Here is a 17,989-nt window from a genome sequence, read left to right as displayed (position 1 = left end):
TTCTCTATAATACGAAAGGGGTGTTCGTATGCAAGATGTTCAAATCAAACATGAAGATTTAGGTTTGTCAAATGAAGATGTACTTGCTATGTTCGAAACAATGTTAATGGCCAGAAGATTAGATGAGCGTATGTGGTTATTAAACCGTTCTGGTAAAATTCCGTTTGTTATTTCTTGTCAAGGTCAGGAGGCAGCACAAGTTGGGGCAGCCTTTGCACTAAATAAAGATAAAGATTATATTGCACCATATTATCGTGATATGGGTGTTGTTTTACATTTTGGTATGACACCAAGAGAGCTGATGTTATCTGCATTTGCCAAAGCAGAAGATCCAAACTCTGGTGGACGTCAAATGCCAGGGCATTTTGGTCAAAAGAAAAATCGTATTTTAACAGGATCTTCGCCTGTAACAACGCAGGTGCCGCATGCAGTTGGCGTAGCACTTGCAGGACGTCTACAAAAAGAGGATTTTGTTTCTTTCGTGACACTTGGTGAAGGTTCTTCTAACCAAGGAGATTTCCATGAAGGAGCAAACTTCGCAGGTGTTCATAAATTGCCAGTTATTATCATGGTAGAAAACAATCAATATGCGATCTCTGTACCCGTTGAACGCCAGTTAGGCTGCGCGAAGGTTTCTGATCGTGGAATTGGCTACGGTATGCCAGGTGTGACAGTTGATGGGAAATGCCCATTACAAGTTTACAAAGTGGTAAAAGAAGCAGCGGACCGTGCACGTAATGGAGAGGGCCCAAGCTTAATCGAAACAGTCACATATCGTTTAACAGCCCACTCTTCGGATGATGATGATCGTCAATATCGTACGGCTGAAGATATAGCAGAAGGTAAGGCAAAAGATCCGATTGTGTTATTCGAAAAGTATTTAACAGATGCTGGCGTCATGACTGAAAACGTACGTACTGAAATTGAAGAACGTGTGATGGCAGAAGTGAATGAAGCGACTGATTATGCAGAAGCGGCTCCATATGCACAACCAGAGGATGCCATGAAATATGTTTATGCACCAGTGGACGGAGGTGACATGTAATGGCAGTTATGTCTTATATTGATGCGATTACATTAGCAATGAAAGAAGAAATGGAACGTGATGAGCGAGTTTTCATTTTAGGAGAAGACGTTGGCCGTAAAGGCGGTGTATTCAAAGCCACTACAGGTCTGTACGATCAATTCGGTGAATACCGTGTACTAGATACGCCACTTGCAGAAAGTGCTATTGCAGGGGTTGGTATTGGGGCAGCGATGTATGGTATGCGTCCAATCGCAGAAATGCAATTTGCTGATTTCATTATGCCAGCGGTCAACCAAATCGTCTCTGAGGCAGCTAAAATCCGTTACCGTTCTAATAATGATTGGACTTGTCCAATGGTAATCCGTGCACCTTTTGGTGGAGGAATCCATGGGGCGCTTTATCATTCTCAATCCGTTGAAGCCCTTTTTGCGGGTACGCCTGGTTTAAAAATTGTTATACCATCAACTCCGTATGATGCTAAAGGATTGCTGAAAGCAGCAATTCGCGATGAAGATCCAGTATTATTCTTTGAACATAAACGTGCTTATCGATTAATTAAGGGTGAGGTACCGCTAGACGATTACACGTTACCAATCGGCAAGGCTGATGTGAAGCGTGAAGGGGATGATGTGACGGTCATTACCTATGGTTTAGCTGTACACTTTGCGCTACAAGCGGCAGAGCGTCTAGCTGCAGATGGAATTTCTGCGCATATACTTGACCTACGCACAGTTTATCCACTTGATAAGGAAGCAATAATTGAGGCAGCAAGTAAGACAGGAAAAGTATTACTTGTTACGGAGGATAATAAAGAAGGTAGTATCATGAGTGAAGTTGCCGCAATTATAGCGGAGCATTGTTTATTTGAGCTTGATGCACCAATTCAACGTCTAGCAGGACCTGATGTGCCAGCAATGCCGTATGCACCAACAATGGAAAAATATTTTATGATTAATCCTGATAAAGTTGAACGTGCGATGCGAGAACTTGCGGCATTTTAACATACCAAGCAAGGCTGATTGAAAAAATGAAAGCCTCAGACGGAAGAACAGATTTTGACTTAGCCGTTTGAAAGTCAAAATCTGTCTATTTGCCTATCTTCGTTTATTAATTTAGCGCTGCATCAGGTACAATGTCGCCTAGGCTTAATTGATGGGAGGAATAAATGATGGCGGTTCAAAATATTACTATGCCACAGCTCGGCGAAAGTGTAACAGAAGGTACAATTGAAAAATGGCTTGTGAAGCCTGGCGATACAGTAAAAAAATATGATTCTTTAGCAGAAGTTGTGACAGATAAAGTAAATGCAGAAATTCCATCGTCGTTTGAAGGGGTTATTACGGAGCTAATTGCGCAAGAAGGTCAAACATTGCCAGTTGGTGCAGTCGTATGCTCAATTGAAATTGCAGGAGATAGTGAATTACCACCTCCACCGCCTGAAAAAAAATCTGCTGTAAGCACAGCGATTTTAAATGCAGGTGTTCAAAAGAAACAAGAGGCATCACAATCAGTTTCTACTCCTCCTTCAGCCGCTCCAAAAGAAGCGCGTAAGGACAAAGTACGCTACTCACCTGCTGTTCTTCGACTTGCACAGGAGCATGATATTGCACTCGAACAAGTTACGGGAACGGGCGAGGGTGGTCGCATTACAAGAAAAGACTTGTTAAAACTAATTGAAACGGGCAATATCCCAACTGCAACTAGCGCGGCACCAGCGCCAGCAACGAGTCAAGCACCATCTGAACAGCCAGCTCCTGCACAAGCTCAGCATGCAGAAAAGCCTGCCGCACCGGTACAACCTATCCAGCCAGGAGATATTGAAATTCCAGTGACGAAGGTCCGTCGTGCAATTGCTAATAATATGGTAAGAAGTGTTCATGAGGCTCCACACGCTTGGATGATGATGGAAGTGGACGTAACAGATTTAGTTGCTTATCGAGATAGCCTAAAAGGTGAATTTAAGCAAAAAGAAGGCTTTAATCTTACATATTTCGCCTTCTTTGTAAAAGCAGTGGCTCAAGCCTTGAAAGAATTCCCAATGATGAATTCGATGTGGGCTGAGGATAAAATTATTCAAAAGCATGACATCAATATTTCGATTGCAGTAGCGACAGATGATGCATTATTCGTGCCTGTTATAAAACACGCGGATGAAAAATCCATTAAAGGAATTGCTAGAGAAATTCATGAGCTTGCTAACAAGGTTCGAACTGGAAAATTAGCCATGGATGATATTAAAGGTGGTACATTTACCGTAAATAATACGGGAGCATTTGGCTCTATTCAATCAATGGGTATCATCAATTATCCACAAGCTGCTATCCTGCAAGTGGAAAGTATTGTAAAAAAACCAGTCGTTTTACCAGGTGGAATGTTTGCCGCTCGAGATATTGTGAATTTATGTTTATCATTAGATCATCGTGTGTTGGATGGACTAGTATGTGGTAAATTCCTAAATAGAGTAAAAGAAATACTCGAAAATACAAATAAATCTTCGACGTCAGTCTACTGATGACTTGTCGGAAACCTGCTGTATAAGGGTTTCCGATTTTTTTTATGCTTTCCGAGTCGCAATTTGTCATGTAGAATAACAAATAGAAACTACTAAGGGGGGAAGCTGATTAAGCGTCCGCATGTCAAACAACATGAAAAATATTGAATTTGAAAAGCCGGCCTATTCAGACTGGCAAGATGCAGCAATCAAAGCTTTAAAGGGGAAACCATTTGAGTCTCTATTCACAAAAACAAATGAGGGTGTTACACTACAGCCCATTTACACACAAGAAAGTTTAGTAGCTAAGCTTGGTGATGAGCTTGATCGACAAGTTGCCACAATTCGTTCCCTACAAAATAGTCTAGCATTTCAAGTAGCTCAGCAAATTCATGCTGATACGAGTGAAGCGTTTTTTGCACAGCTTGATGACAGTTTAGCTCGAGGTAATGAAGTTATTACCATTGATAGTCGTGTTAATTTTGACTGGACAGAAGATATATTGGTCAAATTAGCATCATATTTCTCAGAATATTCATTTAAAATTACTATTAAAGATACAAAAGACCCATTATTAACAGTGTTTGACAAAATTGCTTTGGATCAGCGAGAAGCTGTGAAAGGTTTCATCGTTTCGAACGAACCAATCTCTTTACATGCTTTTCCGAGCGTGCGCTCAGTCGGCGCTAACACAGTCCTATATCATAATGAGGGTGCCAACGCCGTTCAAGAATTGGCCTATGCACTTGCATTAGCAGCAAAATTTGTAGAACAGGAAGAAAGCTTTGAAGCATTTTCAAAGAAATTTTTTGTATCCTTTGCTGTTGATACGCAATTCTTTACAGAGATTGCAAAACTCCGTGCTTTTAAAGTACTTTGGAAAGCGTTCTCATCTGCCTATGATGTTACGGAAAATGTAAAAATTCCAACTGTTGCTGAAACATCTTTAAGAAGCTTCTCTAAATTGGATGTTTATGTGAATTTATTACGATCTTCTAATGAAGCGCTTTCTGGGCTAATCGGCGGTGCTGATCTCTTTACGGTTCATCCGCATGATGTGTTAACAAAGCCTACAGAACAGTCAGTACGTATTGCTCGTAACGTGTCATTAATTTTAAAAGAAGAAACAAATGTCTTAAAAGTAATAGACCCTGCAGGTGGCTCTTACTTTATCGAGTCGTTAACGGCAGACTTTGTCAAAGAGGCATGGGCGTTATTTTTAGAAATAGAGGCAGCTGGCGGCATTGATGAATACACTGCATCTGGCAAGCTCGCTGAAGAAGTAGAGAAATCGTATCAATCTCGTATTCATGCTGCACATACACGTAAGCAATCATTGATTGGAACGAATATTTATGCCAACCCAGCTGATGCACTTGAAAGTGAAACGAATCCGTTATTTGCTAGCATTAAACGAAGTGCTATTCCATTTGAAAAGCTGCGTGCAGAAATGACGGCAGCTGATGTGAAAACAGGTATTTTAGCATTAGGTACATTAAAAAGCTCCAAGCCAAGAGCAGATTTTATTGCTGGTTTCTTAAATACGGTAGGTCTTGTTCCTGAAAAAAGTGAACCGGCGGCAACTGTTGAAGAGGCAATAGCTTGGCTAAAGGCAACAGAGGCTAAATATGTTGTCATTGCAGGTAATGATGAGGATACAAAGGAATTTGTCCATGCCATTTTAGCAGACAAACCAGCAGGTGTACTTGTGGATGTGGCTGGGAAATTTAAAGACGAAGAAAAAGCTTGGCTAGCAAATGGCTTAAACGGCTTTATTTTCGCAGGACAGAACATCATTGAAAAATTACAGTCAGTGTTCGCGAGCATAAAGGAGGTCCAACGATGAGTAAGCCAAATTTTAATGCAATTGAAATAGAAAAAGTTTTATCAGCTAATGCACCTCAAGCGTCTGATGATAAGTTTATGACAAATGAAGGTATTGAAATTAAAGATATTTATACAAAAGAAGATATCAAGGATGCTAAACATTTAAATGATGTAGCAGGTATTGCACCTAATACACGCGGACCATACCCTACTATGTATGTGGCTCGACCTTGGACTGTTCGTCAATATGCTGGTTTCTCAACAGCTGAAGAATCCAATGCCTTTTACAAGCGAAATTTGGCAATGGGACAAAAGGGTTTATCTGTAGCGTTTGACCTAGCAACTCACCGAGGCTATGACTCTGATCATCCACGAGTTACAGGGGATGTAGGAAAAGCAGGTGTAGCGATTGACTCTGTTGAGGATATGAAAATTCTTTTCGATCAAATCCCGTTAGATCAAATGTCCGTTTCTATGACAATGAATGGTGCCGTACTACCGGTTCTTGCTTTCTATATTGTAGCAGCAGAGGAACAAGGCGTAACACCAGAAAAATTAGCAGGGACGATTCAAAATGATATTTTAAAGGAATACATGGTGCGTAATACATACATTTACCCACCAGCTATGTCGATGAAAATCATTGCAGATATTTTTGAATATACAGCAAAGTATATGCCGAAATTTAACTCAATTTCGATTTCTGGTTACCATATTCAAGAAGCGGGAGCAACAAATGATATTGAGCTTGCCTATACGTTAGCAGATGGTTTGGAGTATGTGCGTACAGGGCTAAAAGCAGGCATTGATATCGATGCATTTGCACCACGTCTATCGTTCTTCTGGGCCATTGGCATGAACTATTATATGGAAGTGGCTAAAATGCGCGCTGCACGTCGTATTTGGGCACAGATGATGTCAACGTTTAATCCAAAAAATCCGAAAACATTAGCTTTGCGTACCCACTCGCAAACATCTGGGTGGTCATTAACAGAGCAAGATCCGTTTAATAATGTAGCACGTACGTTGATCGAAGCAAATGCGTCATCAATGGGACATACGCAATCATTGCATACGAATGCACTAGATGAAGCCATTGCACTTCCAACGGATTTCTCTGCACGTATCGCACGTAATACGCAGTTATTTTTACAAGAGGAAACAGCAATGACGAAAGTAATTGATCCATGGGGTGGTTCGTACTACGTGGAGAAATTAACAGAAGAAATTACTAAATCAGCATGGGCATTAATTGAAGAGATTGAAGCACTTGGTGGTATGGCGAAAGCAATTGAAACAGGTCTTCCTAAAATGAAAGTTGAAGAGGCAGCTGCTAAACGTCAAGCGAAAATTGACTCCAAGACAGAGACGATTGTTGGTGTAAATAAATATCGTCTGACGAAAGAAGAGCCAATTGACATTCTAAATATTGATAATACCCTAGTGCGACAAAAACAAATTGAGCGTTTAGAAGCGATGAAAGCAGCACGTGATGAGGCTGAGGTTCAAAAACATTTAGCTCGTTTAACGAAAGCGGCGCAAGATGGCGAAGAAAATTTACTAGCTATAGCAGTTGATGCGGCTCGTGCACGTGCCTCTTTAGGAGAAATCTCGGATGCAATTGAAGCTGTTTCTGGGCGACATAAAGCTGTCATCCGTTCTATTTCGGGTGTCTACTCTGCCAACTTCTCCGATGAGGAGCAAATTTCAGAAGTGAAGCAAATGACAGAAGAATTCCTTGAAAACGAAGGCCGTCGTCCACGTATTTTAGTAGCTAAAATGGGACAAGATGGACATGACCGTGGAGCTAAGGTTGTCGCAACAGGCTATGCTGATTTAGGCTTTGACGTAGATATTTCTCCATTATTTATGACACCGGCTGAGGCAGCACAAATGGCTGTTGAAAATGATGTTCATGTCATTGGTGTCTCTTCGTTAGCGGCGGGTCATAAAACATTAGTGCCTGAATTGATTGCGGAGCTAGAAAAATTAGGGCGTGAGGATATTATCATCATTGTGGGTGGTGTTATACCTGCTCAAGACTATGATTTCCTTTATAATGCTGGGGCAGTAGCTATCTTTGGACCAGGTACCGTGATTCCTGTATCCGCACAAAAAATCATTGAGGAAATCTACAAACGTTTAGGCTATGAGGAAGTGTCTGAATAATGGACAACAACAAAGGAATGGAAGAAAGTGCGCTATTTGTGATGGGCGGAGTCGAGGCGACTCACGACGGTATGCACTATGGTACACCAAAAAAATTCCGAAAGAAAAAAGCCGACATTGTTAATATTAGAGAGCTTGCACAACAAGTACGCGCAGGCTCTCGCACACATTTGTCAAAAGCGATTACCCTCATTGAAAGCTCGAATGCCACTCATAAAGTCCAAGCACAGGAGCTTTTACAGGAGCTTTTACCGCATACAGGAAAGAGTATTCGAATCGGGATTACGGGCGTTCCAGGAGCGGGGAAGAGCTCGTTCATTGAGGCTTTCGGAACAATGCTTTGTGACATAGGAAAACGAGTAGCAGTCCTTGCGATTGACCCAAGCTCTTCTTTATCAGGGGGGAGTATTTTAGGGGATAAAACGCGCATGGAGGAGCTCGTCAAGAAGCCTACTGCTTTTGTACGTCCTTCACCATCGGCTGGTACCCTTGGGGGTGTTCATAAAAAGACACGTGAAACGATGTTAGTTTGTGAAGCAGCAGGCTATGATGTCATTCTCATTGAAACAGTGGGTGTGGGACAAAGTGAAACATATGTCCGAGGCATGGTGGATTTCTTCTTGCTTCTAGTTTTAACTGGAGCAGGGGATGAATTGCAGGGCATGAAAAAGGGCATTATGGAGTTAGCAGACGCCATTGTTGTGCATAAGGCGGATGGTGATAATATGCGGCTTGCCAAAAAAACTGTCGCAGAATATAAACAGATTCTGCATTTTTTACAGCCTGCTACACCAGGCTGGATGTCAACTGCAATGCCAGTTAGTTCATTGGAAAAACGGGGTCTCGATAAGGTTTGGGGAACCATAGAAGAATTTAAACAAATTGTTGAATCAAACAGGTATTGGGCTACTCGACGTCAAAAACAAACAAAAGAGTGGTTCCAATCCATGATTACTGATCATTTAATAGATATGTTCTATGGAAATCCACAACGTAAAGCACAGGTACAGCTTCTGGAACGTCAAATTTTAAGTGGCCAACTAACGGTTACACAAGGTGTAGATCGTTTATTTAGCGAGGAACAGGAAGATCAGTAAACTAGTTTCTTTATAAGCTTAGAAAATTCAACTGACATGTATGAGCAAGTGGGTGCACAAATTCGTTGCAAACTGCTATGATAAGAGATGTATGTGCGTCAAATACCTACTATAAAAAGCTGAATTGACGCGATTTGAAAGGAGCTATCGCTATATGAATATGGATTACGATTTATTTATGCAGGAAATTTTAAAAACAGCTCGTGCTGAAATTGAAACGGCTGGCTACGAACAGCTAAAAACACCGGAGGCTGTTGAGGAGGCGTTTGCTCGTCCAGGTACAACATTAGTTATGGTGAACTCAGTGTGTGGTTGTGCGGGTGGTATTGCTCGTCCAGCAGCAGCGCAATGTGTACATTACGATAAACGCCCAGATCACTTAGTAACTGTATTTGCAGGACAAGATAAAGAAGCGACTGCAGCGGCTCGTTATCTTTTTGGGGAAGATCACCTACCATCCTCACCATCATTTATTCTATTAAAAGATGGACAAGTTGTCGCTGAAGTGGGTCGCTATGAAATTGAAGGGCATGACCCGATGTCAGTTGTGACAAACTTACAAGCAAACTTTGAAGAATATTGTGACGAGCTGTAAGTCAAATTTTGCATAAGAGCAATCCTTTATAACTAAGTAGAAAAGCCTCATAGAAAGTTGATCTATGCAGGCTTCCTACTTAATTATCATGTATAGATAGTTCAGCATTACCATTAAAATTTTTGTAATATTGGCTAAATAATTAGCGATATTCACTGAAGAGTACTAAAAGATAGGAGGCAGTCGGCCTGAAGAAGTTTTCAATCGGCTATCGAACTTTAAAAACAGCAATTGGTGCAGCACTTGCGATTGCCATTGCTCAATATTTTAATTTAGCCTCGTATGCCTCTGCTGGTATTCTAACGATATTATGTGTTCAGCCAACGAAGAAAAAATCCATCCATGCAGCCTATACACGATTAGTTGCTAGTATAGTGGCCATGTTTTTTGCCTTTGTAAGCTTTGAACTTTTTTCCTACCAGCCACTAACACTAGCAGGTATGCTATTGCTTTTTATCCCAACGATTGTGTCCTTGAGAGTTGCAGACGGATTTATTTCTAGTGTCGTCATTATTATGCATATTTACGCCGCTAAAAGTTTTTCGATGGAGCTTGTTTATAATGAATTAGCGTTGATGGCTATCGGCTATGGAACCGGTATAGCCATCAATATGTATATGCCAGATATTCAAAAGGAATTAAATTACTACAGAGTTAAAATTGAGGAGCTGTATAGCAAAATATTTTTAGAAATTGCTAGCTATTTACGACAAGGGGATACGTTATGGGATGGGCATGAGATCATTGAAGCTATTCGAACATTAAATGATGCAAAGTCCTTGGCATTTAAAGATGTTGAAAACCATTTTACGAGACGTAAAAATGATTACTATATGTATTTCGATATGCGAGAAAAACAGCTAGAAATTATCGAAAGAGTATTACCAAAAATTACAACTTTACCTGTTATAGTACAAGAGGCTGAAATTGTGGCAGATTTTTTACAAGACCTCGGGGGACATATTCATTCTGGAAATACAGCGAGTCATTATCGGGAAAAGCTAGAGCAGGTGAAACATGATTTCTCTCAGCTACCATTGCCGCAAAATCATGAGCAATTTATCGCTCAAGCCGCACTCTATCAGTTTATCGAGGAAATGGACAGGTATTTAGAAATAAAGCAGTCATTTAAGGGTTTAAAGGTAAAAAAAGAGCGCCCACAGTAGTGTGGACGCTATGGCCTTGCCTTAAACTAGCATTGATAAACCAAATGCTAGAGATGAGATTAGCATGATTGCGACCATAGTATAAACAACGATTTTTTGAAACTTTTTATTACTCATATGCTCGTTCGCTCCTTCTTTTCTTATAAATAGTTTATCAAATCTGAAAAATTTCTCAAGTAGTAGAGTTTTGACAAAAAAGTCTGTAAAATAGAGTATGTACCATAACAGAAGGAGATGTCACCATGGAGAAAGTAGACCATATTGGGATTGCTGTGCGCGATCTTGATGAACGCATTACATATTATACAGAAACTTTAGGTTTAAAGTTATTGAAAGTGGAAGAAGTAGATTCACAACAAGTTCGTGTTGCCTTTATCGACGCAGGCAACGTGAAATTGGAGCTATTAGAACCAATGAGTGAAAAAAGTGCCATTCATGGATTTATTGAAAAACGTGGAGAAGGTATTCACCATATTGCTTTTGGTGTGACAGGAATTCGTGAGCGTATGATAGAGCTTCGTGAAAAAGGTGTACGTCTTTTATCGGAAGAGCCAGGACCTGGTGCTGGAGGTGCAGAGGTTGCGTTCATGCATCCTAAATCTTCGTTCGGGGTGTTATATGAATTATGTGATAAAAGTGGAAAAGGGGATAAGTGATTAATATGGATATGTTCGACAAAATCAATGACTTGTATGATCGTAAGACGGTAATTGAACTTGGTGGTGGCTATGAGCGCATCGAAAAACAGCATGAAAAAGGGAAATTAACAGCTCGTGAACGTATTGATTTGTTACTAGATGAAGGCACATTTTTTGAAATCAACCCATTTATTACTCACCGTACAGTAGACTTCGGAATGGAAAAAATGGAAGGTCCTGGTGATGGTGTTGTAACTGGTTTCGGTAAAATTAACGGACGTCCAGTATACTTATTCTCTCAAGACTTTACAGTGTTTGGTGGCGCACTAGGTGAAATGCATGCGAAAAAAATGGCAACAGTTATGGACCTCGCTGCGAAAAATGGCACACCATTTATTGGTATTAACGATTCAGGTGGCGCACGTATCCAAGAGGGTGTTCTTTCACTAGATGGCTATGGTCATATTTTCTACCGAAATGCGATTTACTCGGGCGTTATTCCGCAAATCTCCGTAATTATGGGGCCATGTGCTGGAGGAGCTGTATATTCTCCTGCAATCACAGACTTTATCTTAATGGTCGATAAAACATCTCAAATGTTTATAACAGGACCTAAAGTGATCGAAACTGTAACAGGTGAAAAAATCTCTGCTGAAGATTTAGGTGGTTCGAAAGTAAATAATGCAGTAAGTGGTAATGCTCATTTCCGTGCACCATCTGAAGAAGAGGCAATTCAAGAAATTAAAAAACTGTTAAGCTATCTACCCCAAAATAATAAAGAAAAAGCACCTCGTCAAGATCGACCAGAGGGGGATGACTACCGTCCAGAAATCGTAGATACTGTACCGATTGAAACAACACGTCCTTATGATGTACGTAAAGTCGTTGAACAAGTAGTGGATGAAGGTTCATTCATGGAAGTTCATGCAGAATTTGCGAAAAACGTTGTAGTTGGCTTTGCACGTATTGCTGGTGAGTCAGTTGGTCTTGTTTGTAACCAACCAAAAGTACTTGCTGGAGGATTAGATATAGACTCTTCTGATAAAGCAGCTCGTTTTATCCGTACTTGCGATGCTTACAATATTCCAATCATTACATTTGAAGACGTATCTGGTTTCTTCCCAGGTGTTAAACAAGAACATGGTGGCATCATTCGTCATGGCGCGAAAATTCTTTATGCTTACTCCGAAGCAACTGTACCAAAAATTACAGTGATTTTACGTAAAGCTTATGGAGGCGCTTACGTTGCCCTAAACTCTAAATCAATTGGTGCAGACCTTGTATTTGCTTGGCCAAACGCTGAGATTGCAGTTATGGGAGCTGCCGGAGCAGCAAACATCATTTTTGCCCGTGAAATTGCAAAATCAGATGATCCAGAAGCAACACGTGCGGCAAAAATTGAAGAATATAAAGAGAAATTTGCTAATCCATATGTTGCTGCATCTCGTGGAATGGTAGACGATGTTATTGATCCAAGAGATACACGCATTAAACTGATTCAAGGACTTGATATGCTATCTAATAAACAGGAAACGCGTCCTGAGAAAAAACATGGTAATATTCCATTATAAAAAGTCCAAGCCTAGTAGCTATACAGTTACTAGGCGTTTTATTTCTAAAAATTAGTATGTGATATTATCAATGAAAATTGAAACATTTTTCCTTGTCATCCGTACTGATATATAAGGAGTTGATATGAATGGAATGGAAGCAATTACAAAAAGAGCAGGAAAAGATTCATACACAACTAAGAAAAGCGGCAAGGCTAAACGAGCAAGGACTGTTAATTGACAAGCAGATTGAGCATACCCAACAGGAAATAAACAAACATTTTAGTACACTCAATCAAATTCGGTCCAAACTACATAAATTAGAGGGTTTTTCATTTATGAATATGATTCGTACTTGGACGGGGCAACAAGATGAATTACGGGCTGAAAAAATTGATAAAGCAGCCGTGCTTGAATTAAAAATTAAAGAAGCGAAGAAAATGCAGACGGATTTAAGCAAAGATAAAGTTCAAATAACTCAGAAATTAGCTCAAATCAATACGATAGCCTTACAAGATGAGCTTCGAGAAATTCACGCAACACAGAAGGGCTATTTACAAATCCATAATCCTGCACAGGCAGAGAGATTGGAGCATTTAGCTCAGGAAAAAATTCACACAAAGCAACTCATTGCTGAAATTCAAGAAGCAGAAGGAGCAGGGGAGGTAGCTCTGACAAAGTTGGGGCAAGCAGCTGCGTCACTTCATTCGGCCAACGAATATTCGACTTGGGATACTTTCTTTGGTGGTGGAGTAATCGCTACACACTTAAAGCATGGTGCACTTGATCAATCAGAAAATTACATACATAGTGCACAAATTGCGTTGCAACGTTTTCACAATGAGCTATTAGATGTTCATGAGATGTCTACAAAGACACTACAAGTGGAAACAGATGGTTTTGTTAAATTTGCGGACTATTTCTTCGATGATCTTTTTTCAGCTTGGTCGGTCCATTCCAAAATTTCAACCGCAAGAGAACAGGTTTCACGTGTCCAAGATGATGTACATAATACAATTTGGCGCTTACAGGATAAACATAGTAAAGCAGCGAACTATTTACAAACAATCGAACAAGAACAAGGAGCCATTTTCAATGCGTAAGTTGAGTCTGAGATTCATTTCTCAGACTTTTTATATGGGGAGTATTGTTGAATGATTTCAACTCTTCTGACGTTGTGCTAAAATAATACTTATACTATAACGTGGAAAATCACGTAAACTAAGGGAGTTTTACAACATGACAAGTCGTTTAGTGGAAGAGTTTTTTGAGCTCGTTCAAATTGATTCAGAAACAAAATATGAACAAGAAATCGCACCAATTTTAGTCGATAAGTTATCAGCACTTGGATTTACAGTAATCCAAGATGACGCCCATACACGTAACGGACATGGTGCAGGCAATATTATTGCTACATTAAAAGGCACATTAGATGTAGAGCCGATCTATTTTACTTCTCATATGGATACAGTTGTTCCTGGTAAAGGCATAAAGCCATCATTACGTGAAGACGGTTATATTGTATCGGATGGCACAACAATTTTAGGTGCGGACGATAAGGCTGGACTTGCGGCACTACTAGAAATGGTAAAACGCTTAAAAGAGCAAAATATTGCTCACGGAGATATTGAGTTTATTATTACTGCTGGTGAAGAAAGCGGTCTTGTTGGTGCCAAAGAATTGGATCCATCTATTATTAAAGCAAAATATGGCTTTGCTGTGGATAGTGATGGCAAAGTTGGAGGTATTGTGACAGCAGCACCGTTCCAAGCGAAAATTTTTGCGAAGATTATCGGTAAAACTGCGCATGCTGGTGTTGCGCCTGAAAAAGGAATTTCAGCTATTACAGTTGCATCAAAATGTATTGCACAGATGAAGCTAGGTCGATTAGATGAAGAAACAACAGCCAATATTGGTCGCTTTGAGGGTGGACAGGCGACAAATATTGTTTGCGACGAAGTTACTATTCTAGCTGAAGCGCGTTCGATTGATAAAACAAAATTAGATGCTCAAACAAAGCATATGCAAGAGACATTTGAACAAGTAGCTGCTTCATTAGGGGCACGAGCTGAAGTTGAAGTGAAGCTTATGTATCCAGGTTTCCGTGTAACCGAATCAGACAAAGTCGTTCAAGTGGCAATGGCAGCGGCACGCCAAATTGATCGTACCCCTACATTAGGTATTTCAGGTGGTGGGTCCGATGCAAATGTGATTGCAGGCTTTGGTATCCCAACAGTTAATTTATCAGTTGGGTATGAGGATATTCATACGACAAATGAAAAAATACCCGTTGAAGAATTAGAAAAATTAGCAGATTTACTAGTTGAGATCGTCAAAGAATCTGCGAAAAAATAATAGTCGAATTTGAAGGGTGTGACCATATGGAAAGTGTAAAAGCAGTAGTTTTTGCTTGTGGTACAGAGGAATATGCAGTGCCTGTAGAGCAAGCGATTTCAATTGAAAAATTAGAGCAGGTAACACCTATTCCTCATTTACCTAACTATCTTTTAGGTTTTACAAGAATTCGTGGGGAGCTTGTGCCTGTCCTAGATTTTGAACGAATATTATATAATCGCTCTTCCAATACAGCAACTGCTCGAGTAATTGTATTGAATACAGATGTTGTTAACTATGGGTTACTTGTTACGGAAGCTCGTGAAATTCTTGATTTAGATGAGTCTATACTTCAACAGCTAGGACTTGTGAATTATAGTAAAACTCGCTATTTTACAGCTGTGGCTAATCTTGAAAACCGAATGATTACGTATGTTGACCCAAAAATACTCGTCAATTCATTAGAGGGTATTCGTGAAATTATCAATTATTTACACAAAATGCTTGAAAATGAAAAAGAAAACGTAGAGGCTTAGGCTTCTACGTTTTTCTTATGTTCAAATTGGTGGGACAAGGCGATGTATGAACAGATCCCAAGACTATACAGCTATAAAAAGAAGCCCTTCCTGCAAAAATGGAAGGGCTTTGTCGCGTTCTTAAGAAAGACGACCACTGTAGTCTTCAAATTTAAATTCACGAATAATTTTAATACCTTCTTCATCATTATAAGAAACGATAGAAGGCAGGTTAACACCGTTAAACATATGGTTTTTTACCATTGAATAATGGGCCATATCCGTAAATACAAGACGATCTCCTGGTTTTAAGGGCTGTTCAAATGAATAATCACCAATAACATCACCAGCAAGACATGTTAGTCCACCTAAGCGATATGTGTGGGCAAATTCATTGGCTTGACCTGAACCAATAATCATTGGACGGTAGGGCATTTCAAGTACATCAGGCATATGACATGTTGCCGATGTATCTAAAATAGCAAGATCCATCCCATTTTCTTGAATATCAAGCACAGTAGCTACTAAATAACCTGTATTAAGGGCTACTGCTTCACCTGGCTCTAAATACACAAGCAGGTTATATTTTTCTTGCACATAATTAATGATGTTCACAAGCTTCTCTACATCATAATCTTCACGTGTAATATGGTGACCACCACCGAAATTCAACCATTTCATTTGATGTAATACATCACCAAATTTTTCTTCCACTACTTCAATAATACGCTCTAGCGTATCCGAGTTTTGTTCACACATTGCATGGAAGTGTAAGCCATCAATGCCGTCAAGTTGGGATTTATCGAAGTTAGCCAAAGTCGTTCCAAGACGGGAATTCGTATAGCAAGGATCGTAAAGAGCTGTTTCAATTTCAGAGTACTCAGGATTCACACGAATACCACATTCAATTGTTTTACCAGTAGATTTTACTTTATCCTTGAACTGAGCCCATTGGTTAAATGAGTTAAATACGACGTGATCTACATAGCCTAGAAGCTCGTCCATTTCATGCTCAATATAAGCAGGTGCATAAACGTGTACTTCTTTGCCCATTTTTTCATAGCCAAGACGTGCCTCATGCAGGGAGCTGGCTGTAATGCCTGCTAAATATTCCCCTACTAGCGGGAAAGTTGAATGCATAGAGAACCCTTTAAGGGCTAGTAAAATGCGGCAGCCTGTACGATCTTGAATTGATTTTAAAAGCTCAAGATTTTTTGTTAATAATCGCTCATCCACTACATAAGAAGGGGATGGAACTTTTGAAAAATCAATTGGTTTCATCGGCTTAATTCCTTTGTATCTAAATCAAGGTCTAGTAACTCTGGGTTATGGCTTTCTTGCCATGGTAGACCCCATTTATTTAATGCATCCATGAATGGATCTGGATTGAAATCTTCTACATTCCAAACACCTGGTTTACGCCATTCGCCGTTCATCACAAGCATTGCACCAATCATAGCAGGTACGCCAGTTGTGTAAGAAATTGCTTGTGAGCCCACTTCGTTATAGCATTCTTCGTGGTCACATACGTTGTACACATAATACGTTTTTTCTTTGCCATCTTTTAGACCGCGAATGATACAACCGATATTTGTTTTACCTTTTGTACGTGGTCCTAGAGAAGCTGGATCTGGTAATACCGCTGTCAGGAAGTGGATTGGTTGAATCATTTTACCTTCAAATTCGATCGGCTCGATTGATGTCATACCAACGTTTTCTAATACTTTTAAGTGTGTTAAGTATTTTTCAGAGAACGTCATCCAGAAGCGGATTTGTTTTAAACCCTTAATATTTTTTGCTAGTGATTCAAGCTCTTCATGGTATAGAAGGTAAATATCTTTTGGTCCAATTTCTGGTAAGTTATACACTTCTTTTTTCTCAAGTGGTGCCGTTTCAACCCACTCGCCTTCTTTCCAGTAACGACCATTCGCTGTTATTTCACGAATGTTAATTTCTGGGTTGAAGTTTGTTGCGAAATGATAACCATGATCTCCTGCGTTTGCATCCACGATATCGATATAGTGGATTTCATCAAATTCATGTTTTTGCGCATGAGCAGTGAAAACGCCTGTTACACCTGGGTCAAAACCGCTACCAAGTAATGCAGTTAAGCCAGCTTTTTCAAACTTCTCTTTATAAGCCCATTGCCATTTATATTCAAATTTTGCCGTTTCAGGTGGCTCGTAGTTTGCAGTATCCACATAGTGCACACCTGTCGCTAAGCAAGCATCCATAATCGTTAAGTCCTGATAAGGTAGGGCAACGTTAATCACTACATCTGGTCCGAAGGCTTTAATAAGCTCAATAACCTCTTCTGTATTATCTGCGTCTACCTGTGCAGTATGAATTTTTGTTTTTCCGCCGTCTAGTTTTTCTTTTAGAGCGTCACATTTTGAAACAGTTCTACTTGCGATACAAATTTCCTCAAATACGTCCGAATTTTGAACACACTTGTGTACCACAACACTGGCAACTCCGCCAGCTCCGATAATCAATGCTTTACCCAATTGTCTACCCCCAAGTTCATAAAAGTATTGTCAAACAAGCTGATTATACAGAAATTTGATATAGTACTCAATC

16 protein-coding genes are annotated in these 17,989 nt (G+C 39.9%); 13 read left to right on the top strand and 3 right to left on the bottom strand.

Features of this window, described 5'->3' with window-relative positions:
- Positions 1 to 28: 28 nt before the first annotated feature.
- The 8 genes from KVT27_RS11630 to KVT27_RS11595 all read left to right on the top strand — a co-directional run bounded on the left by KVT27_RS11630 (position 29) and on the right by KVT27_RS11595 (position 10,372).
- A complete protein-coding gene (locus tag KVT27_RS11630; RefSeq protein ID WP_036126916.1) occupies positions 29 to 1,045 on the top strand; it encodes a thiamine pyrophosphate-dependent dehydrogenase E1 component subunit alpha in 1,017 nt (338 codons plus the stop codon).
- Positions 1,045 to 2,028 carry an alpha-ketoacid dehydrogenase subunit beta gene (locus KVT27_RS11625; RefSeq protein ID WP_016993882.1) on the top strand — a complete coding sequence of 328 codons (984 nt, stop codon included), beginning with the start codon at positions 1,045 to 1,047 and terminating at the stop codon, positions 2,026 to 2,028. Before KVT27_RS11630 ends, KVT27_RS11625 begins: the two co-directional genes overlap by 1 nt.
- A 167-nt stretch (positions 2,029 to 2,195) precedes the next feature.
- On the top strand, positions 2,196 to 3,539 hold the full coding sequence (locus tag KVT27_RS11620; RefSeq protein WP_036221650.1) for a dihydrolipoamide acetyltransferase family protein: 1,344 nt from the start codon (positions 2,196 to 2,198) through the stop codon (positions 3,537 to 3,539).
- A 121-nt stretch (positions 3,540 to 3,660) separates the two neighbouring features.
- Positions 3,661 to 5,364: a methylmalonyl-CoA mutase family protein gene (locus tag KVT27_RS11615; RefSeq protein WP_217581329.1), complete on the top strand. Its 1,704-nt coding sequence runs from the start codon at positions 3,661 to 3,663 to the stop codon at positions 5,362 to 5,364.
- Positions 5,361 to 7,514, top strand: a complete 2,154-nt coding sequence (gene scpA, locus KVT27_RS11610; protein ID WP_217581328.1) for a methylmalonyl-CoA mutase — start codon at positions 5,361 to 5,363, stop codon at positions 7,512 to 7,514. The genes KVT27_RS11615 and scpA overlap by 4 nt, the downstream gene beginning before the upstream one ends.
- On the top strand, positions 7,514 to 8,611 hold the full coding sequence (gene meaB / locus KVT27_RS11605) for a methylmalonyl Co-A mutase-associated GTPase MeaB (RefSeq protein WP_036126911.1): 1,098 nt from the start codon (positions 7,514 to 7,516) through the stop codon (positions 8,609 to 8,611). The genes scpA and meaB overlap by 1 nt, the downstream gene beginning before the upstream one ends.
- Positions 8,612 to 8,765: 154 nt before the next feature.
- A complete protein-coding gene (locus tag KVT27_RS11600) occupies positions 8,766 to 9,206 on the top strand; it encodes a BrxA/BrxB family bacilliredoxin (protein ID WP_008179942.1) in 441 nt (146 codons plus the stop codon).
- 188 nt (positions 9,207 to 9,394) lie between these two features.
- Positions 9,395 to 10,372, top strand: a complete 978-nt coding sequence (locus KVT27_RS11595) for an aromatic acid exporter family protein (protein WP_036126910.1) — start codon at positions 9,395 to 9,397, stop codon at positions 10,370 to 10,372.
- Between the two features lie 21 nt (positions 10,373 to 10,393).
- On the opposite strand, the gene prli42 is transcribed toward KVT27_RS11595, so the two are convergent.
- Complete coding sequence (prli42, locus tag KVT27_RS11590; protein WP_150907189.1) at positions 10,394 to 10,489, bottom strand: stressosome-associated protein Prli42; 96 nt, start codon at positions 10,487 to 10,489, stop codon at positions 10,394 to 10,396.
- Between the two features lie 125 nt (positions 10,490 to 10,614).
- On the opposite strand from prli42, the gene mce reads away from it, so the two are divergent.
- The 5 genes from mce (at position 10,615) to KVT27_RS11565 (ending at position 15,430) form a co-directional block, all read left to right on the top strand.
- The gene (gene mce, locus KVT27_RS11585) at positions 10,615 to 11,028 is read left to right on the top strand and encodes a methylmalonyl-CoA epimerase (RefSeq protein WP_217581327.1); all 414 of its coding nucleotides are present in this window, start codon (positions 10,615 to 10,617) and stop codon (positions 11,026 to 11,028) included.
- A gap of 5 nt (positions 11,029 to 11,033) precedes the next feature.
- A complete protein-coding gene (locus KVT27_RS11580; protein ID WP_025116102.1) occupies positions 11,034 to 12,581 on the top strand; it encodes an acyl-CoA carboxylase subunit beta in 1,548 nt (515 codons plus the stop codon).
- Between the two features lie 128 nt (positions 12,582 to 12,709).
- A complete protein-coding gene (locus KVT27_RS11575; RefSeq protein ID WP_036148979.1) occupies positions 12,710 to 13,663 on the top strand; it encodes a hypothetical protein in 954 nt (317 codons plus the stop codon).
- Positions 13,664 to 13,799: 136 nt separating this feature from the next.
- Positions 13,800 to 14,915 carry a M20/M25/M40 family metallo-hydrolase gene (locus tag KVT27_RS11570; protein WP_036126907.1) on the top strand — a complete coding sequence of 372 codons (1,116 nt, stop codon included), beginning with the start codon at positions 13,800 to 13,802 and terminating at the stop codon, positions 14,913 to 14,915.
- Positions 14,916 to 14,941: 26 nt separating this feature from the next.
- Complete coding sequence (locus tag KVT27_RS11565) at positions 14,942 to 15,430, top strand: chemotaxis protein CheW (protein WP_008181662.1); 489 nt, start codon at positions 14,942 to 14,944, stop codon at positions 15,428 to 15,430.
- A 120-nt stretch (positions 15,431 to 15,550) separates the two neighbouring features.
- Here KVT27_RS11565 and nspC read toward each other — a convergent pair whose 3' ends face one another.
- Positions 15,551 to 16,690, bottom strand: coding sequence for a carboxynorspermidine decarboxylase (gene nspC, locus KVT27_RS11560; RefSeq protein ID WP_025116106.1), 1,140 nt, complete (start codon positions 16,688 to 16,690; stop codon positions 15,551 to 15,553).
- Entirely contained in the window at positions 16,687 to 17,916 is a 1,230-nt protein-coding gene (locus KVT27_RS11555; RefSeq protein ID WP_036126904.1) for a saccharopine dehydrogenase family protein, read from the bottom strand. The genes nspC and KVT27_RS11555 overlap by 4 nt, the downstream gene beginning before the upstream one ends.
- Positions 17,917 to 17,989 lie beyond the last annotated feature (73 nt).

This window comes from Lysinibacillus sp. GbtcB16 (assembly GCF_019091145.1).
Lineage (GTDB): Bacteria > Bacillota > Bacilli > Bacillales_A > Planococcaceae > Lysinibacillus > Lysinibacillus fusiformis.
Note: the sequence above shows the minus strand (reverse complement) of the source record. Positions and strands in the feature narration are given on the sequence as shown.